General features: G+C 66.9%; 17 protein-coding genes and 1 pseudogene. 13 read left to right on the top strand and 5 right to left on the bottom strand.

Translation table 11 applies throughout. The annotated features are described in order from the left end of the window. Positions 1-117: 117 nt before the first annotated feature. Complete coding sequence (locus LVJ94_46995; protein ID WXB04438.1) at positions 118-1,626, top strand: hypothetical protein; 1,509 nt, start codon at positions 118-120, stop codon at positions 1,624-1,626. A gap of 109 nt (positions 1,627-1,735) precedes the next feature. Continuing rightward, positions 1,736-1,933 carry a hypothetical protein gene (locus LVJ94_46990; protein ID WXB04437.1) on the top strand — a complete coding sequence of 66 codons (198 nt, stop codon included), beginning with the start codon at positions 1,736-1,738 and terminating at the stop codon, positions 1,931-1,933. Here the strand turns inward: LVJ94_46990 and LVJ94_46985 are convergent. Next, on the bottom strand, positions 1,928-2,689 hold the full coding sequence (locus LVJ94_46985; protein WXB10811.1) for a GntR family transcriptional regulator: 762 nt from the start codon (positions 2,687-2,689) through the stop codon (positions 1,928-1,930). The genes LVJ94_46990 and LVJ94_46985 overlap by 6 nt on opposite strands. Before the next feature lie 149 nt (positions 2,690-2,838). Here LVJ94_46985 and LVJ94_46980 point away from each other — a divergent pair, with 149 nt between their 5' ends. From LVJ94_46980 to LVJ94_46930, 11 genes are all read left to right on the top strand, one after another. Continuing rightward, positions 2,839-3,846 (top strand): Gfo/Idh/MocA family oxidoreductase, encoded by a 1,008-nt coding sequence (locus LVJ94_46980; GenBank protein WXB04436.1) that lies wholly within the window; start codon positions 2,839-2,841, stop codon positions 3,844-3,846. Beyond that, a complete protein-coding gene (locus LVJ94_46975; GenBank protein ID WXB04435.1) occupies positions 3,843-4,712 on the top strand; it encodes a sugar phosphate isomerase/epimerase in 870 nt (289 codons plus the stop codon). The genes LVJ94_46980 and LVJ94_46975 overlap by 4 nt, the downstream gene beginning before the upstream one ends. Further along, on the top strand, positions 4,709-5,674 hold the full coding sequence (iolC, locus tag LVJ94_46970) for a 5-dehydro-2-deoxygluconokinase (GenBank protein WXB04434.1): 966 nt from the start codon (positions 4,709-4,711) through the stop codon (positions 5,672-5,674). Before LVJ94_46975 ends, iolC begins: the two co-directional genes overlap by 4 nt. Beyond that, entirely contained in the window at positions 5,664-6,548 is an 885-nt protein-coding gene (locus tag LVJ94_46965) for a deoxyribose-phosphate aldolase (GenBank protein WXB04433.1), read from the top strand. Before iolC ends, LVJ94_46965 begins: the two co-directional genes overlap by 11 nt. Next, complete coding sequence (gene iolB, locus LVJ94_46960) at positions 6,545-7,417, top strand: 5-deoxy-glucuronate isomerase (GenBank protein WXB04432.1); 873 nt, start codon at positions 6,545-6,547, stop codon at positions 7,415-7,417. Before LVJ94_46965 ends, iolB begins: the two co-directional genes overlap by 4 nt. Then, entirely contained in the window at positions 7,414-9,294 is a 1,881-nt protein-coding gene (iolD, locus tag LVJ94_46955) for a 3D-(3,5/4)-trihydroxycyclohexane-1,2-dione acylhydrolase (decyclizing) (GenBank protein ID WXB04431.1), read from the top strand. The genes iolB and iolD overlap by 4 nt, the downstream gene beginning before the upstream one ends. A gap of 35 nt (positions 9,295-9,329) precedes the next feature. After that, a complete protein-coding gene (locus tag LVJ94_46950; protein ID WXB04430.1) occupies positions 9,330-10,364 on the top strand; it encodes a sugar ABC transporter substrate-binding protein in 1,035 nt (344 codons plus the stop codon). A gap of 5 nt (positions 10,365-10,369) precedes the next feature. Then, positions 10,370-11,410, top strand: coding sequence for an ABC transporter permease (locus LVJ94_46945; protein WXB04429.1), 1,041 nt, complete (start codon positions 10,370-10,372; stop codon positions 11,408-11,410). A 9-nt stretch (positions 11,411-11,419) separates the two neighbouring features. After that, the gene (locus LVJ94_46940) at positions 11,420-12,283 is read left to right on the top strand and encodes an ATP-binding cassette domain-containing protein (GenBank protein ID WXB04428.1); all 864 of its coding nucleotides are present in this window, start codon (positions 11,420-11,422) and stop codon (positions 12,281-12,283) included. A gap of 148 nt (positions 12,284-12,431) precedes the next feature. Beyond that, positions 12,432-13,319, top strand: coding sequence for a CDP-alcohol phosphatidyltransferase family protein (locus tag LVJ94_46935; GenBank protein WXB04427.1), 888 nt, complete (start codon positions 12,432-12,434; stop codon positions 13,317-13,319). Next, positions 13,270-15,168, top strand: a complete 1,899-nt coding sequence (locus LVJ94_46930) for a PilZ domain-containing protein (protein WXB04426.1) — start codon at positions 13,270-13,272, stop codon at positions 15,166-15,168. The genes LVJ94_46935 and LVJ94_46930 overlap by 50 nt, the downstream gene beginning before the upstream one ends. A gap of 211 nt (positions 15,169-15,379) precedes the next feature. Here the strand turns inward: LVJ94_46930 and mscL are convergent. The 4 genes and pseudogenes from mscL to LVJ94_46910 all read right to left on the bottom strand — a co-directional run bounded on the left by mscL (position 15,380) and on the right by LVJ94_46910 (position 21,511). Further along, positions 15,380-15,685: pseudogene (gene mscL / locus LVJ94_46925) on the bottom strand (large conductance mechanosensitive channel protein MscL). 11 nt (positions 15,686-15,696) lie between these two features. Then, the gene (tsaD, locus tag LVJ94_46920) at positions 15,697-16,755 is read right to left on the bottom strand and encodes a tRNA (adenosine(37)-N6)-threonylcarbamoyltransferase complex transferase subunit TsaD (GenBank protein WXB04425.1); all 1,059 of its coding nucleotides are present in this window, start codon (positions 16,753-16,755) and stop codon (positions 15,697-15,699) included. Between the two features lie 2 nt (positions 16,756-16,757). Then, the gene (locus LVJ94_46915; protein WXB04424.1) at positions 16,758-17,282 is read right to left on the bottom strand and encodes a hypothetical protein; all 525 of its coding nucleotides are present in this window, start codon (positions 17,280-17,282) and stop codon (positions 16,758-16,760) included. Next, positions 17,279-21,511 (bottom strand): tetratricopeptide repeat protein, encoded by a 4,233-nt coding sequence (locus LVJ94_46910; GenBank protein WXB04423.1) that lies wholly within the window; start codon positions 21,509-21,511, stop codon positions 17,279-17,281. Before LVJ94_46910 ends, LVJ94_46915 begins: the two co-directional genes overlap by 4 nt. Between the last annotated feature and the right edge of the window lie 43 nt (positions 21,512-21,554).

Raw genomic sequence — 21,554 nt, 5'->3', positions numbered from 1 at the left:
ACGAGAGTTAATCTCTGGCCTGATCCGAAATGGCCGTGATTTCACCACGGCGTGCAAGGTTCGCCATCGAACTGTCACGGCAACGGGTGCGCGACGTTGGTTAGCGTCGGCGCCATCATGCGAATGCTGCGCTCGATGTTCTCTTTTGGTGGTGCCTCCATCGCGATGGCGGCGATGACCCTCGGAGCATGTGGCTCCGACGATACGATCGTGCCCATTGTCTCGGACGCGGGGAAGGATGCCACGGCTGCGGATGCCGCCGTCGACGCGCCGTCCTCCGACGCGGCCGCGGATGCGAAGGACGATGCCGATGTCCCCCGAGGGGAGGCTGGCGCGCCGGGGCGGCCGTCGCTCTCGGCGTTGGGGCATGTGGTGGTCATCTATTTGGAGAACCACAGCTTCGACAATCTGTATGGCAGCTACCCGGGCGCGGAAGGGCTGGCGGCTTCCCAAGTTGGGATTCCGCAGATCGATTCGTCGACGAATCAACCGTATGCCACGTTGCCGCAAACGGATCCGCACATCCCCGATGGCAAGCTGGCGAACCAGCCTTTCGATCTTACGCCGTACGTGCCCGAGGACCAGAAGACGGTCGATGTGCAGCATCGGTACTATCAAGAGCAGACGCAGATCCATGGCGGCAAGATGGATCGATTCGTCGATATCAATTACAGCAAGGGACTCGCCCTCGGGTATTACCCCACGGCGTCGCTGCCGATGGTGAAGTTTGCCCAGAGCATCGGCGGCAAAGTTACCGTTTGCGATCATTTCTTTCACGCGGCGTTCGGCGGATCGTTCTTGAACCACATGTGGCTCATTGCCGCGCGCACGCCCGAGTTTTTCGATGCGCCCGATTTCATGAAATCGCAGCTCGATGCGCAGGGGAACGTCAAACCCGACGCGGACCGCGCGCTGACGCCCGATGGATATGCCATCAATACGATTTACTCGGTGAACCAGCCGCACCCGACGATCGACGACACCAAAACACGCTATTTGCCGAATCAGACGTTTCCCACCATCGGCGACCAGTTGACCGCCGCCGGCGTCGATTGGGCGTGGTACGCGGGTGGTTGGAACGATGCGCTGGCGGGGACCATCGATCCGACGTTGCAGTATCAGTACCACCATCAGCCGTTCATCTACTTTGCCAATTATGCCGATGGCACGGAGGCCAAGGCGCGGCACCTCAAAGACGAATCCGACTTCGTGGCCGCGGCCAAGGCGGGAACGTTGCCGCCGGTGTCCTTCGTGAAGCCGGTGGGCATCAACAACGAGCACCCGCAATATGCCACCATGGTGGCGGGCCAGCAGCACACCATCGAGTTGATTCAGGCGATCATGGGCGGGCCGGCGTGGAAGGATACGGCCATCGTCATCACGTACGACGAGAACGGTGGCTTCTGGGACCACGTGCCGCCGCCCACGCGCGACAAGTGGGGGCCCGGTGTGCGGGTGCCGACGTTGGTGATCTCGCCGTTCGCCACGTCGGGGATCGATGCGACGCCGTACGATACGACGGCCATCCTCAAGCTGATCGAGAAGCGGTGGGGGCTGCCGTCGCTCAATGCGGCCGTCGATGGGCAGGCGGACTTGGCGAGCCACGCGCTGCGGTTCGCGCTCTAGCGGCCGTACGCCCATGTAGAGCTCGGCTCTATGTGTACGGAATGCATCATTTCGGTGATTTGACGCAATGCGGCTTCCACTGCGTCAAATCGGCCTTAGATTAACGGCCATGTCCAAGACGAGTCCGGAAGCACGGTGGCTCAACGAGCAATACGTGGCGAAGATCAACGCGGCGGTGGCCGAGGCCGAGTCGGGCCGCGTCGACGAGCTGGCCGACCTCTACGAAGAGGAGCGCTGGCGCTCGCGCACGCTGGTCGAAGTGTGGACGCAGCTCATTCAGCTGCGGCTGCGCCGTCGCGCCTCATGAGCGCTCGACCAACGTGATCTCGAACGAATAATTGTCCGACCGATAAATGTGCGCGCCGAACTCCACGGCGCTGCCGGATTCACCATAGGCCGTGCGCTCCATCGTGAGCACGGCCGCGCCGCGTTTGATGCCGAGTTGGTGCGCTTCCTCCGTGCTGGCCGTGCGTGCGCATATGCGTTGCGAAGCAATGCGAATGTGCACCCCGGTCGAGCGCAGCAGCGCGTAGAGCCCACGCTCCCCGAGCTCCGCGGTGCTGAACGACGCAAGGCTCGCCGGGAGCCAGTTGCGCATGATGGCCAGCGGCTCGTCCTGCGCGTAGCGGATGCGCACGAGGCGCACCACCGGTGTACCGGGCGGCACGCCGAGGTGCACCGCGATGTCGTCGGAGGCCGGCAGCACCTCGTGCTCGAGGACGCGCGTCGTGGGGTGCTGGTTTCCGCGTGTGAGGTCGTCGTGCAGGCTCGTGAGCTCCACCCGTCGCTTCACCTGGCCGTGCACCACTTGCGTGCCGATGCCGCGTCGGCGCACGAGCAGCCCCTTGCTGACCAGCTCCTGGATCGCGCGGCGCATGGTCGGGCGCGAGAGGCCGAGGCGGTCGGCCAACTCGATCTCGTTCTCCAGCCGGCTCCCAGGGACGAGCTCGCCCCGCTCGATGGCCTGCTCGATTTGACGCGCCACCTGGAAGTAGAGCGGCACCGGACTGCCGCGATCGAGCTCGATATCCACGTTGACTCCTTGGAATGCCCTGCAACGCAGTGCGTAATGCCATTATAACATTACGACGTCCTAACGTTAGTATGTCTTAACAAAGTATTGACTCGGCGGGGGCCGTGGCGGACCATCTCGTGGGCTCTTTGCGGTTTTGGAACGGCGCGAAGGCGCGGCCGTTCGGAGAGGATTTCACGATGCGGATCGGTCTTGCGGGGGTGGGCAGAATTGGCTCCTTTCATGCGAATACCCTTCGGCAGCTTCCCGAGGTGGAAACCTTGGTGCTGGCCGACGTCGACGCGGCGCGGGCGAAGCAGGTCGCGGCCACTGTGCGCGGAGAAGCGGTCGAGCGTCCCGAGGATCTTTTCTCGGGAAGCGCGCGCATCGATGCGCTGGTGATCTGCACCGCCACGGACGCCCATGCGTCGCTCATCGTTCAGGGCGTGGAGGCCGGTCTTCCGGTCTTCTGCGAGAAGCCCGTCGCCATCGATGCCGGGCAGACGCGGCAAGTGCTGCAGCGCATTCAGGGCGCGCGCGCCCCGGTGCACATCGGCTTTCAACGCCGCTTCGACGCGGGCTACATGGCGGCCCGCGCGGCCATTCAAGAGGGCAATTTGGGCTGGGTCCACACGCTGCGGGCGTGCACGTTCGACGTGTCGCCGCCGCCGGCGAACTACGTCCCCACCTCGGGTGGCCTCTTTCGCGATTGCAGCGTGCACGACTTCGACATTCTGCGCTGGGTCACCGGGCGCGAGGTCGTCGAGGTGTACGCCGTCGGGCAAAACCGCGGCGAGTCGTTCTTCCGCGACGCGGGCGACGTGGACACGAACGGCGCCCTGCTGACCATGGACGATGGGGCGATCGCCCTGGTGTCGGCCACGCGCTACAACGCCGGCGGGCACGACGTGCGGCTCGAGGTGCTCGGCTCGAAGGCGAGTATCGCCGTGGGCCTCGACAACCGCACCGCCTTGCGCTCCGTGGAGCCAGGCATCACGTTCCCCAGCGGCCAGCCGTACCCGCTGTTCTTGGATCGCTTCCACGACGCGTACGTCCGCGAGCTGGAGGCCTTCGTGGACGTGGTTGCGAAGCGCAGGGAGAGCCCCTGCACGGTGGAGGACGCGCTCTCCTCGCTGCTCATCGCGGAGGCATGTGAGATTTCGCGGCATCAACATCGCCCGGTGAAGTTGACGGAGGTTTCCCAATGATCAGCGATCGCATTGCAGGGGCGCCCATTTCGTGGGGCGTGTGTGAGGTTCCGGGCTGGGGTTACCAACTGACGCCGGAGCGCGTGCTCTCCGAGATGCGCGACGCGGGGCTCAAGGCCACGGAGTTCGGGCCCGACGAGTTTCTCCCGAGCGATCCGGCGCAAAAGGCCTCCACGCTCGCGTCGTATGGGCTGGCGGCGGTCGGGGGCTTCGTGCCGGCGGTGTTGCACGATCCGTCGCACGACCCCACACCGGTGGTGGACCGCGCCCTCGATGGCTTCGTCGCCGCCGGCGCCGGGGTGCTCGTGCTCGCGGCGGTGACCGGGGAAGAGGGGTACGACGAGCGTCCCACGTTGGACGCCCGCGCGTGGAATACCCTGTTCGACAACGTCGACCGGCTCTCGGCGCGGGCCAAGGCGCGGGGCATCTTGCTCACGCTGCACCCGCACGTGGGCACCGTGGTGGAGCGCGAATACGAAGTGCGCCGCGTGCTCGAGGGCTCGAGCGTCCCGCTGTGCGTCGACACGGGGCATCTCATGATCGGCGGCACCGATCCGCTGGCGCTGGTGCGGGAAGTGCCGGACCGCATTCGCCACATGCATTTGAAGGACGTCGATGCGTCGTGGGCCAAGCGCGTGCAGCAAGGGGAGGTCACGTACACGGACGCTGTGCGTTCGGGGATGTACCGCCCGCTGGGACGCGGGAACGTCGACGTGGCCGGCATCGTGGGCACCTTGGAGCGCGCGGGCTACACCGGGTGGTACGTGATGGAGCAGGACACGATCCTCACCGGCGCGCCGGAGGGCCAAGGTCCCTTGGCCGACGTTCTCGCCAGCGTGGCGTACCTGCGAGGATTGGACGGATGAGCGACGCGCCCGTGTCGGCCGCGCCGTACGACGTGCTCACGATGGGGCGCGTGGGGGTGGACATTTACCCGCTCGAGGTGGGGAAAAAGCTGGAGGACGTGGAGACCTTCGGCAAGTACCTCGGCGGCAGTGCCACCAACGTGGCCGTGGCCGCGAGCCGGCATGGACGCCGCGCGGCCGTGATCACACGTACGGGCGACGATCCCTTCGGGCGCTTCGTGCACCGCGCCCTCGGGGAGTTCGGCGTGGACGACCGCTTCGTCACCAGCGTGCCCCATCTTCCGACGCCGGTGACGTTTTGCGAGATCTTCCCGCCGGATCATTTTCCCATCTATTTTTACCGCTTTCCCAAGGCTCCGGACCTGGAGATCCACGAGCACGAGCTCGACCTCGACGCCATCCGCGCGGCGCGCATCTTCTGGGTCACCGGCACCGGGCTCTGTACGGAGCCTTCGCGCTCGGCGACGCTCGCGGCGCTCCGGGCGCGTGGCCGGCGCGGGATCACGGTGCTCGATCTCGACTACCGGCCCATGTTCTGGCCTTCGCGCGAAGAAGCGCGGCGCTGGGTGCAGGAGGCCTTGCCGCATGCGACCCTCGCCGTGGGCAACTTGGACGAGTGCGACACGGCGGTCGGCGAAAAGGAACCCAAGGCCGCGGCGGCCGCGCTGCGGGCGCGCGGGGTCGACCTCGCCGTGGTCAAACAGGGGCCCGAAGGCGTGCTCGCGGTCGATGGGGCGAACACGGTCCTCGTGCCTCCGCATCCCGTGGAGGTGGTGAACGGGCTCGGTGCGGGCGATGGCTTCGGCGGTGCCTTGTGCCATGGCCTTCTCGCAGGCTGGCCGCTCGAACGCGTGCTGCGCTTCGCCAACGTGGCCGGGGCCATCGTGGCGTCGCGCCTCGCATGCTCGAGCGCGATGCCGAGCACGGAGGAAGTGGAAACGGAGGCCTCGCATGGCCATTGACGTCGGCGCCCTGCTCGAGGCGCGCGCGCGGCGTCCGGAGCGCATCGCGGAGTTGGCGGCGGCGCGCGAAAAGCGCCCGCTGCTCGGTGCGAGCGGACGCCTGTTCATCATCGCCGCGGACCATCCCGCACGCGGCGCGTTGCGGGTTGGCAGCGATCCGCTGGCCATGGCCAATCGCTTCGAGTTGCTCGAGCGCCTCTGCGTGGCGCTCGAGCGCCCGGGCGTGGATGGCGTCATGGGCACGGCGGACATCCTCGAGGACCTGTTGCTTCTGGGGGCGCTCGAGAAAAAGGTGGTCATCGGCTCGATGAACCGCGGGGGCCTCGTGGGCGCGTCGTTCGAGATCGACGATCGCTTCACGGGCTACGACGCCGACACCGTCGCGCGCATGCGGTTCGACGGCGGAAAGATGCTCGTGCGCATCGATCTCGCCGACCCCGCGAGCGTGGTCACCCTGGAAGCGTGCGCCCGCGCGGTGAACGCCCTGGCCGAGCGCAAGGTCATGGCCATGGTGGAGCCATTCATCAGCCACCGCGTCGATGGCAAGGTGAAGAACGATCTGTCGACCGAGGCGATGACCCGCGCGGTGGCCATTGCTTCCGGCCTGGGCGTCACGTCGGCGTACACGTGGCTCAAGGTGCCCGTGGTGGATGACATGGAGCGCGTGATGGCCACGTCGACCTTGCCCGCGCTGCTGCTGGGCGGGGAGGGCGGCGGCGATCCCGATGCGGCATTCGAACGATGGCACAAAGCCTTGCGCCTTCCGACGGTGCGCGGCCTGGTCGTGGGCCGCACGTTGCTCTATCCACCGAATGGGGACGTGGTGGCTGCGGTGGATACGGCGGCGGGGTTGCTTCCGAAGGAGACGACATGAGCGACTTGCATCTGCGCGCCGACAGCACCCGCGAGGGGCCGTTCTCGCTGTGCGTGACCCCGCAGCGCGCAGGCTGGGAGTGGTCGGCCCTGCGCGCGCTCACCCTCGCACCGGGCGAGCGCGTGACCTTCGCCACGGGCGATGAAGAGATGATCGTGCTGCCGCTCACCGGCTCGTGCCTCGTGGAGTGCGAGGGCGAACACCACGAGCTTCGGGGCCGTCGCGACGTCTTCACCGAGGTGACCGACTTCGTCTACGTGCCGCGCGATGCGATGGTCACGGTCACGTCGCCGGCGGGCGGGCGGTTCGCGTTACCGTCGGCCCGGTGCGCGCGGCGGCTGCCGGTGCGCTATGGCCCCGCGGAGTCGGTGCCGGTGGAATTGCGCGGCGCCGGTTCGTGCAGCCGGCAGGTGAACAACTTCGCCACGCCCGGTGTCTTCGAGTGCGACAAATTGATCGCGTGCGAGGTGCTCACGCCTGCGGGCAATTGGTCGTCGTACCCTCCGCACAAGCACGATGAGTGCCGTGAGGGGGAGACGCAGCTCGAGGAGATTTACTATTACGAAGTGCGCGGTGGCATGGCCTACCAGCGCGTCTACGGCACCGACGCGCGCCCCATCGACGTGCTCGCGGAGGTGCGCTCCGGCGACGTGGTGCTCATTCCCCACGGCTGGCATGGCCCGTCGATGGCCGTACCGGGCTACGATCTGTATTACCTCAACGTGATGGCCGGGCCGGGCGAACGCGCCTGGCGCATTTGCGACGACCCTGCGCACGGATGGGTGCGCACCACGTGGACCGATCAGGCGATCGATCCGCGCTTGCCGATGGCCCGCCCTCGGGTGGCGCCCAACCGGAGGAACGTATGACGACGAGGCTTACGGTAGGACAGGCCCTCGTGCGCTTCTTGATCGCGCAGCGCACGGAGCGCGATGGCATCGAGCAACCGCTGTTTGCCGGGTGTTTCGGCATTTTCGGCCACGGCAACGTCGCCGGCCTCGGGCAGGCGCTGCTCGAGGCGGAGCTCCAGGGGAACTCGGGCTTTCGCTATTACCAATCGCGCAACGAGCAGGCGATGGTGCACGCGGCCGTGGGCTATGCGCGCATGAAGAACCGCCTCTGCGCCCTGGCATGCACCACCTCCATCGGGCCGGGCGCCACCAACATGGTGACCGGTGCGGCGCTCGCGACCATCAACCGCATCCCGGTGCTCTTGCTCCCCGGCGACACCTTCGCCACGCGCGTGGCCAACCCGGTGCTGCAGGAGCTCGAGGACATGCGCTTCGGCGACGTCTCCGTGAACGACTGCTTCCGCCCCGTGTCGCGCTATTTCGATCGCGTGCACCGCGCGGAGCAGTTGCTCGCGGCGCTGCTCTCGGCCATGCGCGTGCTCACCGATCCCGCGGAGACGGGCGCCGTCACCCTGGCGCTCCCGCAGGACGTGCAGGCGGAGGCCCACGATTGGCCCGACGAGCTGTTCGCTCCGCGCATCTGGCACGTGGGCCGGCCGGTCCCCGAGCCGGGGGCCCTCGCGCGGGCGCTCGAGTTGCTTCGCTCCGCGCAGCGGCCGCTCATCGTGGCGGGCGGCGGGGTCATCTATTCCGAGGCCACCGAGGCGCTCCGCGCCTTCGCCGAGGCGACCGGTATCCCCGTTGCCGAGACGCAGGCTGGCAAAGGTGCGCTGGCGTACAACCATCCGCAGGCGGTGGGCGCCATCGGTGCGACCGGCACCACGGCGGCGAATGCGCTCGCACGCGAGGCCGACGTGGTGCTGGGCATCGGCACGCGCTGGAGCGACTTCACCACGGCGTCGCGCACAGTCTTCGCGCACCCCGAGGTCCGGTTCATCAACCTGAACATCGCCGCGTTCGACGCGGCCAAGCATGCGGGCGTCTCCCTCGTGGCCGACGCGCGGGCAGGTGTGCAGGCCCTCGCGGCGGGCCTGGGCGGCTGGCACGTGGCCTCCTCGTACCGCGAAAAAGCCGCGGAGTTGGCCACCGCTTGGGATGCAAAGGTAGAGCGTGCTTACAAACGCGGGGCAACCCCGCTGCCGGCGCAGTCCGAGGTCATTGGCGCCGTCAACGAGATCTCGCAGCCGCGTGACGTGGTGGTCTGCGCGGCCGGGTCGATGCCGGGCGATCTGCATAAATTGTGGCGGACACGCGACCCCAAAGGGTATCACGTCGAGTACGGATATTCGTGTATGGGCTATGAAATCGCAGGTGGCTTGGGCGCAAAGATGGCGTGCCCCGATCGCGACGTGTTCGTCCTCGTGGGCGACGGCTCGTACCTCATGATGTCGCAGGAGCTGGTGACCGCGGTGCAAGAGGGCATCAAGCTCATTGTCGTGCTGGTGCAAAATCACGGCTACGCGTCCATCGGCAACCTCTCGCAATCCGTGGGCGCGCAGCGTTTTGGCACGCGCTACCGCTACCGCGCTTCCGGCGGGCGCCTCGACGGCGACGTTCTCCCTGTCGACCTGGCCGCCAATGCGGCAAGCCTCGGGGCCGACGTGAAACGCGTGCGATCCATCGACGAATTGCGCGCGGCGCTCCTTGGAGCGCGCGGCGCGGCGCATACCACCGTCATCCACGTCGAGACGGATCCCATGCTCGGCGCCCCGGACAGCGAGGCATGGTGGGACGTGCCCGTCGCCGAAGTCTCGTCCTTGGAGACGACGCGTGAGGCGCGCAAGGCTTACGATGCGGCCAAGCCCGCACAACGTACTTATACCAAACCGAGTTGACGTTCCTTTTGTGATCCCAGGAGAGGAAATCCCCGATGCTTACGACGAAAACGCTCTTTGCGATGTTTGCGATGGTTCAACTTTCGCTCGTGGGCTGTAGCAAGGAAAGCAGCCCCGCGGGCGGCTCCGGCGCGGCGAGCACGGGGCCCAGTGCGACAGGTGCAACGGGCACCACCGCCGAGTCCACGCCGGCGAAGGCCGCGAAGAATCTGACCTTTGCGCTCGTGTCGCACGCCAACGCGGGCGACAAGTTTTGGGACGTCGTGAAGAACGGCGAGGAGCAAGCGGGCAAGGACCTCGGCGTCAAGGTCACCTACCAAGGGTCGGGCGATCCGCAGAAGCAGGCCCAGCTCATCGACGTGGCGGTCAGCCAAAAGGTGGATGGCCTCATCGTGTCGATGGCCAACCCGGAGGCGCTGCGCCCCTCCATCCAGAAGGCGGTGCAGGCGGGCATTCCGGTCATCACCATCAACTCGGGCGCGGAAAAATCCGCCGACCTCGGGGCCATGACCCACGTCGGGCAGACGGAAAAGGTCGCCGGGGAAGCGGCGGGTTCGCGTCTGGCCAAGAAGGGCCTCAAACACGTTCTCTGCGTCATCCACGAGGCGGGCAACGTCGGCCTCGAGGAGCGCTGCGCGGGCGCCAAAAGCAAGCTCGAAGGCGGCAAGGTCGTGAACCTGCAGGTGTCGGTGAGCGATCTCGCCAGCGCCACGTCCACCATCGCCGCCAAGCTCCAGAGCGATCCCTCCATCGATGGCGCGCTCACCCTGAACAACGCGGTGGCCGGCGCGGCGGTGAATGCCATCGCCCAGGCGAATCGGCCGACGGTGACGTTGGCCACGTTCGACGTCGATGCCACCATTTTGCAGAACATCTCCGCGGGCAAAATCTTCTTTGCCATCGACCAGCAGCCGTACCTCCAAGGTTACCTGCCGGTGACCTTCCTCAATCTGTACCGCACGAATGGCACCACCGTCGGCGGCGGCCAGCCCGTGCTCACGGGGCCTGGCTTCATCGACAAGGCCAACGCGGAGTTGGTCCAGAAATACATCCAGCAGGGAGCTCGCTAGTCGCGATGACCACCACCGCCGCACGAAGGGATGAACGCGTCGTCGACGTCGGGATTGCCCGCCGCCTTCTCGCACGCCCGGAGCTCGGCGCGATCATCGGTGCCGTCATCATTTTCGTCTTTTTTGCCTCGCAATCGGAGGTGTTTCGCGCGCCCGCGGGCATCGCCAATTGGCTCGATCCCGCGTCGACCTTGGGCATCATGGCCATCGCCGTGGCGCTCCTGATGATCGGTGGCGAGTTCGATCTTTCGTCGGGCGTGATGACCGGCACCGTGGGTCTGACCATCGGGCTCCTCTCGAGCCACTATGGCTTGAACCTGTGGCTGGCCATCTTCGCCTCGCTCGGGCTCGCGCTGGGCATCGGCTTTCTCAATGGCTACGTCACCACGCGCACGGGGTTGCCGAGCTTCATCATCACGCTCGGCACCTTCCTCATGCTCCAGGGCCTCAACTTGGGCGTGACCAAGGCGCTCACCAACACGGTACTCATCGAGGGCATCGGGCGCACCCAGGGCTACCCCCTCGCGCAGCAGCTCTTCGCCTCGACGGTGAGCATCGCCGGTGCGGAGTTCCGCATCACCATCCTCTGGTGGATCGCCGTCACGGTGCTGGCCACGTACGTGCTCCTGCGCACCCGGCAGGGCAACTGGATCTTCGCCGTCGGCGGCGATGCCCGCTCGGCGCGCAACGTGGGCGTGCCCGCGGCGAAGACGAAGATTGCCCTGTTCATGACCACCTCGGGCTCCGCGTGGCTCGTGGGCACGATGGTGGCGCTGCGCCTCACCACCGTGCAGGCGAACCAGGGCATCGGCGACGAGCTCATTTACATCGTGGCCGCGGTCATCGGCGGGTGCCTCCTCACCGGAGGCTTCGGCTCCGCGGTGGGCGCCTCGCTCGGGGCGCTCATCTTCGGCATGACGTCGCAGGGCATCGTGTACGTGGGGTGGGACTCGGATTGGTTCAAATTCTTCCTCGGCGCCATGCTTCTCTTGGCGGTGCTGGCCAACCACGGCGTGCGTCACTACGCCGAGCAGGGACGAAAGTAGGAGCCAACCATGAGCGAATCGGCCAACGGTGCAGCGCTTCTCGAAGTTCGCAACGTCTGCAAGTACTTCGGCTCGGTGCTCGCGCTGCAAGGCATCTCCACCACGGTGCGTGCGGGCGAGATCACGTGCGTGCTGGGCGACAACGGCGCGGGAAAATCCACGTTCATCAAGATTCTGTCCGGCGTGTACGTGCCCGACGAAGGGGGCCTTTTCGTCGACGGGCAGCCGGTGCGCTTCACCAACCCGCGTGACGCCCGCAAAGCGGGCATCGCCACCGTGTTTCAAGACCTGGCCATGATTCCCATGATGGCCATCTGGCGAAATTTTTTCCTCGGCTCCGAGCCCACGAAAGGGTGGGGGCCCTTCAAGCGCTTCGATGTGGACAAGGCCCGTGAAATCGCGCGGCGCGAGCTCAAGGACATGGGCATCGATCTGCGCGATCCCGATCAACCCGTGGGAACGCTGTCCGGCGGCGAGCGGCAGTCGGTGGCCATTGCGCGCGCCGTGTACTTCGGCGCCCGGCTCCTCATTCTGGACGAGCCCACGTCGGCCCTCGGTGTCAAGCAGGCCGGCGTGGTGCTACGCTATATTGCGCAGGCGCGTGACAAGGGATTGGGTGTCATTTTCATCACGCACAATCCACATCACGCGTACCCGATTGGCGATCGATTCCTCGTGTTGAATCGAGGTCAAAGTTTGGGCGACTTCGCCAAAGGCGACATTTCGAGCGAAGAATTGACGCGGCTCATGGCCGGCGGTGCGGAACTCGATCAACTGGCGCACGAGCTGGCGCGTCCGGGCTTTACAGATATTAACAATCCGCGGAAAAACGACGACCGAAAGGTCGATCTCGCGCTCGAAGGGGTGACGTGACGCACCCCTGCATGGCGCGTCGCCGGCTCGTCCAATAAAGCTCCCCACTCGTGGTGCCTCGACGACGGTTCGTACGTTGGCAACTCGTCGTTGCTAGGTGTAGGTCCCAGACTCGCGTGGCTGGCTCGTACAGCCGCGGAGGCATGCCTTGGGTAGTTCAATCGATTGCGCGGCGTCCGTCGTGCTCTGCATTACGCTCGTTGCCGTGCTCGCGGCATTCTTGGCGCTTACCCTCCGTGTGGGGGTGCGCTCCTTCGAACGGCTCGAACGCGAGGCGCCGCTGGCCATCGTGGGCAAGGCCCCCATGGAGGCGGTCTACAGCGCGCTCCAGCCCGTGGCGCGCCTGATCGTTTGGCTAGGTATATCGGCCAATGGCGTCACGGTCTCCTCGTTGGGCTTCGCGGCCTTGGCGGCGATGTTCTTTGCGCTCGGGCACTTCGGCCTCGGGGCGGTCGCCGCGTGTGCGGCGGCGCTGGCGGACGCGGTCGATGGACTCGTTGCCCGGCAGACGCAGTCGGTGAGCCGTTTCGGGAAGCTGCTCGATACGACGGTGGACCGCTACGTGGAGGCGCTCTTTCTCGGAGGCATCGCCATCTACGTGCACGACACGGCGTGGATGCTCGCGTTGGTCCTGGCCGCGCTCGTGGGCGGCTTCATGGTGAGCTACGCCTCGGCGATGCTTCGTGAGATCGGCGCGCCGGACGTGAAGGCACCGATGCGCCGGGCGGAGCGGCTGACGTTCTTGCTCGCGGGCGCGGTGCTGGTGCCGCTGGTCGCGTCGGCGGTGCCCGATTTGGACCCGGCACTGCAGCTTTTGCCGCTGCTCGTGGCCCTTGGCGCGATTGCCGTGGTCGGCAACGTGAGCGCGCTGCGGCGGGTGCTCGCGGGCGCCCGTTGGTCGGATGAATCGACTTCGTACGAGAAAACTTGGCCCACATCGTCTCGGTTTCTTATCCAGCGAGAGTCCGTATCCGTTGGAGGAAACGATGAGCGAAGGAGATCGCCGCGCGCCCGGTGCGACGCGGATTCCGTTTGAAGCGATGGTGGAAGTCGGCGGCGCGACCGGCCCGGCTTTCGAGGCGCAGGCGGTCGACGTCTCGCTGGAGGGGATTCATCTGAGAACTGCTTACCTTCCCGAGGTGGGCCAGCCGCTGACGTGCCGCTTCGATGCGGGACCCCGCGAGATGGTGCTGGCCTCGGGCGAGGTCGTGTGGTCGCGCGAGGCGTCGCGTGGAGGCGAATTCGGGATTCGGTTCTCGAACCTGGACGCCGACAGCGCTCGCATCCTCGGGCAAATGATGTGTGTCTCGCCGCCGGCGCCGCACGAGATGGACGCGGGCCGGGAAGCACCGCCCCGGCGTGCAGGGCCCGGGATGAAGGTGCGGCTGCACATCGAGGGCCTGGGCTCGCCGATGAAGGCGCGCGTGAAGGGCATGCAGCAGGCGGAGCTGACCGTGGGCAGCGAACTCGGGTTCCTGCAGGTTGGCAAAGGGCTCGAGCTGGAGAACGCCGAGACGGGGAAGAAGCGCCCCGCGGTGATCGACCGGGTCGAGGTGCAGGTGGATCCGGGCTCCCAGGTGCCGGAGTTGGTGGTCGCGTTGAAATACGCGGACGAGTTCTCGCCGATGGAGACGGCGAAAACGGTGCGCGGGGTGGGCCCCGTGGTGGCGCCGCCTGCCGACATGCGCGATGCGCGTGACGTGCGCGAGGTTCGCGAGGTGCGTGAAGAGCCGCGCGAGGTGCTCGAGCGCGCCGACACGATGACGGCCGAAGCCGTGGTGCCGCCGCCGCCGAGCGACGGTGGGGTCGACGTCGAGATGAGCGACACCGATCCTGGCGACGCCGAGGGCGATGCACCGACGGCCGCGGATCGCATGAAGGGCGCCATTTCGCGGAGTGCGGCGAAGGTGACGCCGGCGATCAACGCGTTCGCGCAGCGGGCGAAGACGACGTTCGCGCTGCTCGCGGCGCGAAAGTGGCGCGACCAGCGCGACGGACGCGAGGCGAAGGACGACGTGGGCATTCCGATGCGCCGGGTGACGGCGCCGCCGCCGGGCGGTGGGCTGCACGCGGAAGGTCGCAAGGTGGTGCGCGACTTCGCGTCGCTGCGCGAGGGTCTGGAGGACAAGCCGGCAGGGCTTGCGTCGCTGGACAAGAAGAAGATGATCCTCGGGGGCGTGGCGGGTGCGCTGCTCATTCTGGGCGCGGTCGCGATGCGCAAGCCGGCGGCCCCGCCGCCTGCACCCGAGGCCGCCGCCAACGAAGCGCCCATGGCCAGCGCGGCTCCGGCCGCCCCGGCCGACAGCGCGGCCCCGGCGCCCAACGCCGCCGGTGCGCCAGGGGCGAGCGGCGCGCTGGCGAACGCCCCGGCGCCGCAGCCCGAGGCCGCATCGGCGCCGAACTTCGCCGACGCCACACCGCAGCGCGAGGAGCGCCGTGCACCGCCCCCACGTCGCATTGCAGTGGCACCGTTCTCCAACGGCGCCGTGTCCCATGGCAACGTGCTGCGTCTGCGCATGGACGGGGCCATCGAGAAGCTCAACGGCGCTGCCCAGCCGACGGGCTTTACCGTGGTGATTCCATCGCGTCGCTCCCTGGAGGCCGCCGCACCGCTCGCCGCACGCGATGGCCGCATCGCGAGCATCAAGGTGGTGAACGATCCCGCGGGCGCCGAGCTCTCGGTGACGTTCAAGGACGGCGTGCCGAACTACGTGGTGCGCGCCAAGGGTGAGACCTTGGAAATCGTGCTCGCGCCGGCCGGCCGCATGTCCGCGCAGGACCGCCTCGCCGACGCCCACGACGGACGCGAGGGCCACGACAGCCCGCGCGCCCACGCCACGCCGAGCAACGGCGGCAAGCGCAAGCACCCCGCAAAGAAGCACTGAAAATCGAACCGCCAAGACGCCAAGAGCGCCAAGATCATAACGAATGATCTTGGCGTCCTTGGCGTTTGCTTTTTTTGTCCCTGCGCGAGCGCTACGCCGCCTTCAGCGATTCCGTGCACTCAGGGCATCGGCTGGCGGCCAAGGGAATCGGCTTCGTGCACGCCGGGCAGTCTTTGGTGGCATCCGCGCGGAGTTGCAGGCGGGTCATCTGCTTGACCAGCATGAAAATGGCAAAGGCCAGAATGAAGAAGTCGAGCACCGTCTGGAGAAAGTTGCCGTAGTTGAGCGTGGGCGCGCCGGCCGTCTTGGCCTCGGCCAACGTCGCGTAACTCTTTTCCCCTAGATTGATGAACAGATTCGAAAAGTCGATTTTGCCGACCAACAGACCGATGGGCGGCATGATCATGTCTTTGACGAGGGAGTCGGTGATTTTGGCAAATGAAGCGCCGATGATCACACCGACCGCCAGATCGATGACGTTCCCCTTGAGCGCAAACTTCTTGAAGTCTGTCCATATCGCCATAGCCATTACCTCGCCCCTCTTCCCTTGCGAGTCAATCGAAGAAGCGAGGTCTGACTCGTGGCGGTGAGATCCCATCCGTCGCGGTCTCCGCGGCCCAAGCGTGCGGCTCCGGCATACGCGATCATTGCCGCGTTGTCCGTGCAACTTGCCAATGGCGGGACGAAGGAGTCGATTCCGCGGGCATTCGCCAAGGTTTTCACGCGTTCGCGCAATTCCCGATTTGCAGCGACGCCGCCGCCGAGGACGACGCGGGACACACCATTCATCTCGGCGGCCTGCACCAGCTTCTTGGCCAGAACATCGGTCACCGCGCGCTGAAACGACGCACAAAGCGCGGCGATTTCCGCCTCATCCTTGGGTCGTCCGTGGTCGGCCACATGTCGGGCCATCCGCGACTTGATTCCCGAAAAGCTGAATTCGAGCGAACGCACCGAAGCCATGGGCGCTTTCTGCGGAAAGCGCGAGGCATCCCCGATAGCGGCCAATCGGTCGATCACGGGCCCGCCGGGATAGCCCAGCCCTAAGAGCTTGGCCACCTTGTCGAAGGCTTCCCCGGCGGCGTCGTCCCGTGTGCCTCCGAGCTCGCGGCACGCATCGGCCGTGGGGCCATCGACTTGGTAAATCGAGGTGTGCCCGCCCGATGCGAGCAACGCGACGAAGGGAAACTCGGGTCGCGGTGCGTCTTCGTCGGCGGGCCGGCGCAGAAAGACGGCCAAGAGGTGGCCCACGAGGTGGTCGACGCCGACCAACGGCAGGCCGCGCGACCACGCGATCCCTTTGGCAAACTGCACGCCGACGAGGAGCGCGCCCACGAGGCCGGGCCGGTTGGTGACCGCGATGCCATCGAGATCGTCCAAGCCGACGTTGGCCCGTGCGAGCGCTTCGCGCACCACGGGGTCGATGTTTCGCGCATGGTCGCGTGAGGCAAGCTCCGGCACGACGCCGCCGTAGCGCGCGTGCAGGTCGACTTGGCTCTGCACCACGTCGGATAAAACGGTTCCATCGCTGCGTACGACGGCCGCGCCGGTTTCGTCGCACGATGATTCGATTCCGAGTACGAGCATGTCTAGATCGGGCAGTTGCCCGGGTGTTGCTGTAGCACGAACACGCCGAACAAGGCCGTCGCCGCCTCGGGATCGGGCGAGTCGCGCTGTGCGCCGCGCATCAAGCGGACCTCGACGTCGCCCGAGCTCATGAGGGAGACGACGACGGTGATGTCCGCGCGGTTGCGGAGCTCGGTGGCCTGCGGGGTGGCCACGTACATCATGTTCTTCTCGCGACCCTCGCCGAACGACAAGGTCGAGAGCGGGTCGTGCCAGATTTGCGGCATGTTCTCCAGCGCCGTCGCCCGAAAGAGGCCGTCCGAGGTGGTGATGGTTCCCGGCAGGCTTTGAAAGCGGTCCATGTCCAGGGTGAGGCACATGCGCGTGTTCTCGGGCACGTTGAAGCGCACGAAGCTGCCGTTGATGACCGTGCCCTCGTAGTGGCCATCCCCCGTGGAGAAGCGCGAGGTGTTGCGGCAGCTGCCGAGGCCGAGGAGCAGGAGCGGTAGCGCGCCGCCCGTCACGATTCGCAGGATGGAGAGGTTCACGGTTTTCCGTGTTGCAGAATGGCGCGGGCGCTTTCGCGGACACGCGGCTCGGGATCGGTGGTGGAAATGCGCTGCGCGATCTCTTGTGCCCCACGGACGTCGAACGTCGCGAGCGCCTTCATCGCAGCTTCGCGCACGAGCGCGTACGAGTCCTTGGTGGCGGCTTCGCGCAGGTGCCGGCCCGCGTCGGGCGACGCATTGCCCAGTCGTCCCAGCGCCTGCACGGCGAGCACGCGCATGGCCCAATTTTCCTGCTCGCCGAGGAGCCTCGCCACGGCCGCCACCGCCCGCGCGCTCCCGTGCGATCCGATGGCCGCGAGGGCCACGCGCTGCACTTCTTCGTCGCGATCGGCCACCGCTTGGACGACCGCTTCGCTCGCCGCATCCGTCGGCAGGTGCGACAAGAGCACGATGGCCTTTTGCCGCACCTCCACCTCGGGGTGGCGCGCGAGCGAGATGGCCTGCGCCTCCAGGGCGCGCGCCAGCGATTTCGCCCGCGTCTGCGCGGCCTGCACGTCGGGATCCTTGGACGCGTCGGCCTCCACGAAGGGCCGCAGCGCGCCTTCGCCCGCGCCCACGGCATCGAGCACGGTCAGCGCGCGGTCGGCCGAGGTGCGCAGGCCCGCGAGCGCCGCGGCCTCCAGCGCATCGCCGTACTTCGTCACCGCGCGGGCCCGCTCCTTCGCGGTGAAGGTGCGTGACACGAGCCGTAGCAAAATGCCCTCCACGTCGAGCGCCCCATCGGGCACCGGGAGAAGCTCACCCTGCGCCCCCGCACCCGGTGCGGGCCGCGCGGATGCGGACGTGGTCGCAAGTAGGATCAAGGCGGAGCTGCCCGCTCCGCGCAGGGCCTCCGACGAATTGCGCGCCCGCGTACCCTCCGCGTCGCGCCCCGCGAACACGGCATCGGCCATGGCACCCAGGGCCCCCTTTCCGCCCGGCGGCTCGCCATTCTTCTGCACGCCCATGCGCGCCAGGGCCACCAAGGCCAGTTGCCGAGGCAACGGATCCGGCCCTTGCGCCAGCGAAAGCAACGTGGCCGATTCCGAATCGGCCGCGAGCTCACCCAGCGCGAACGCCGCCGAGGCACGCGCCACGTTGCCCGAGTCCAAGGTGCGGGCCACCCGCGCGATCTCGGCAATCGAGCCGCGATCCTTGAGCTGCCCCAACCCGAGCACGGACAGCCCGCGCATCTCCGGCGTGCCGTGGCGGGTCAGGTTGCGAAGCATCGCGACGGCGCGCTTGTCCTGCATGCGCGAGAGCCCCCACACCGCGGCGACGGCGACGGCGTCCGTCGGCGTTCCCTCGTCGAGCTGCGCCTCGCCCTTGGGGAACAAGAGCGAACGGTACTTCGGCAAGAGCCCCGGATCCCGCAGGGCACCGCACGCGATCATGGCCCGCGCCCGCAGCGCCGGATCGCCCGGCCCCGTGGCATACGAGAAGAGGGCCGCGCCGGCATTCTTGTTCTGCACGTAGCCGAGCACGTCGATGGCCACGCGCTGCTGCCCCGCGTCTTGATCGGCCAGCGCATCGAGCAGCGGTTTGACCGCGCGCCCGCCGACCCGCGCCAGCGCTGTGCGCGCCTCCTCGGCGTCCTTTTGCACGGTGGCGCGTTCGCCATCGGTGGCCGTGGGGCTGGCCGTGCGCTTCACCCGCTGCACCAAGCCGAAGGTCAGGCTGCCGTAAATCTCGACCAACAGGCGCCGGTAAATCGATTTTTGCGGATTGCCAATGGCCAGCGGCAAGAGCTCCTGCTCCAGCGATTCCAACGTGCCCTTGCCCAGGTTGATCTGCATGGACAGCCGCGCTGCCCGTGCGACCAGCTCCTCGTCCGGTGCACCGCGGAGCACGCGGCGGAAAAGGCGATCGGCCTCGTCGTTTTCGCCTTTGGACAAGAGCAAATCGGCCAATTCGAAATACACGATGTACAGGCGATCGTTCTTTGCGAGCGCCGCGCGGAATTCGACGATGGCGCGCGCGGTATCCTGCCGCGAGCGGTACATCTCGCCGAGGCGGCGGTGGCCTTCCGCGTCCTCGGGGCTCAACTCCACCGCGCGTGCGGCGTATTTGATGGCATCGTCATCGCGGTAAAGCTGCAGCGCATATTGGGCCATGCGCTGGTAAAGCTCGCGCGCCCGTTTGGGCTCCACCACGACGAGCTTTTCCAGCACGTTGATGGCATCGAGCAGTTTGCCCTCCTGCACGAGCACGCGCTCCAGGGCCAAATAGCTATCGGCGTCGCCCGGCGCCAATTGAATGACCCGGCGGAGCGTGGCCTCGGCCTCGGGCAACTTGCGCACGTGGATCTGCACCTCGGCCAGGGTGCGCCCCGCTTCGATGTCCGGCGGGTTGGCCTGGAACTGCGCTGTGAGCGGCGGCAGCTGCCGTTCGATGCTTCGCTCGAGCCCCCAGAGCGTGACCATGTGCGAGCGCACCTCGCGGGCCAGCACCTTGTCGCCGTTCTTTTTGGCCTTGTCGCCCAACTCCGCCCAGAGCGTGCGCGCCTCTTGGTAATTGCGTGACCGCTCCAGCGCCCCCGCGAGCTGCTTTTTGTACGTGAGGTTCTGCGGCTCGAGCTGCGCCGCCTCGCGCAAGGCGGTCAGCGCATCGGCGGTCATGTCGTGCTCGAGGTACACTTCCCCCAACGCGGCGAGGGCCCGCGCCCGCGGGCTCACCGTGGTGAGGATGCGCTTCCACGTTTGCACCGCCAATTGCGTATTACCATCTTGGAAATAGCGATCGCCCAAGTCGACCAAGTGCGATGGGTCGTTCTGCGCGACTTGCGTGAGCCGCGAGAGGACGTGAAGCGATTTCTCGTTTTCGCCGATGCGGCCATAAAAGTCGGCCAGGCGGCTGAGCACTTCTTCGTCGCCTTGCGCGCGCGCCTCCAATTGCGTGAGGAGCCGCAGCGCTCGGGCGCGATCGCCGCGTTGAATGAGGGCGTCGCATTGTTCGAAGACGAACTCGGGATTGTTCGGCGCCGCGCGAATCAAGGATTCGTATTCGGCAATCGCTTTGTCGAGTTCTCCTTGCGATTGCAAAAGGCGAACCATCTTGAGCCGCAAATCGATGTGGCGCGGGTTCGAGGCCAGTGCGCGCTGGTAGGTTTTCAGCGCATTCACGGCGTCGCCCGTCTCTTCGTACAGAGAGCCGAGCAGCGCCAGGCGCGCGAAGTCGCTCGGGTGCTCGTCCTCGATTTGCTTGATGAGCATCGGGAGCTGCTGGTCGGCGCGGTAAAGCTCCGTGATGACTTCGTAGATCTCGGCGCGGACGGCGGCCTCGGAGCCGGCCACGGAGAGCGCCTTTTTGAGGGTGGCGATGGCCTCTTGGTTCTTGTGGGCCTTCGCCTGCGCCTTGCCCAGCTCCTTGAGCGCGGGGGCGAGCGCGCGGTTGTCGCCCGCGGCGGCGGCGGCCAACTCTTTGAACTCCGCCTCGGCCTTTTCGAACTCGCCCCGCGTGAAGAGCTCGCGTCCGAGCTCGCCCTTCACGAAGAGGCTCGACGGCTGCATCTTTACCAGGTCTTTGTGGAACGCCTTCGCACCGGCGAAGTCCTTCGCATCGAGGGCGAGCGCCATCAACGTGCGCACCGTCTGCTCTTTGTCGGCGGGCACCGTTTGCAGGGCGAGGGCTTGCTCGTAGCGCTTGCGCGCCGCGGCCGTGTCTCCGCGATCTTGCAGAAGGCGCGCGAGGGCCAGCATCGCGGTCGCATCGTTGCCCTTGAGCGCGATGGCCTTTTCGTACGTCTTGATGGCGTCGTCGCCGCGCCCGTCCAGTTTGTAGATGCCCGCGAGCGTGACCGTGGCCGCGTACTGCTCGCCCCCCGCCGTCGCGGCGCGCTTTTCGAAGTCGGCCACGAGCGCGTTCAGGTTCCCATCCTTGTCGCGGTAAAGCTGCGCAAGGCGTTGCAGCGGAAAGGGCGATCCCGGCTGCGAGAGCACGATCTTCGCGTAGCGCTCGATGAGCACCGTCGGCGATGCACCCGTCTCGGACGACGCGGACGGTGCGCCGCCCGGCGGGCTGCCCGGTGGCTTCGGCGGGGTGGGCGGGGTACCTGAAGACGAAGGCGGCCGCGCGCCGCCGGGTTTGCCCCCCGGTTTGGCAGGCTGCGAAGGCTTGTGACGCCCGCGCGGGTCGAAATCCTGCCCATACGCGACGGACGCGGCGCTGGACCACGAGAGCGCAGCAGCGAGAACGGAAGCGAGCGCAGCAGAACGACGCGAAGGCAACATGACCAGTCTTATTCAGCTTAGACGCAAACCGCTGGCCGCGCAC

The organism is Sorangiineae bacterium MSr11367, assembly GCA_037157805.1.
Lineage (GTDB): Bacteria > Myxococcota_A > Polyangia > Polyangiales > Polyangiaceae > Pendulispora > Pendulispora rubella.
This window is presented reverse-complemented; position numbering and strand designations above follow the sequence as displayed.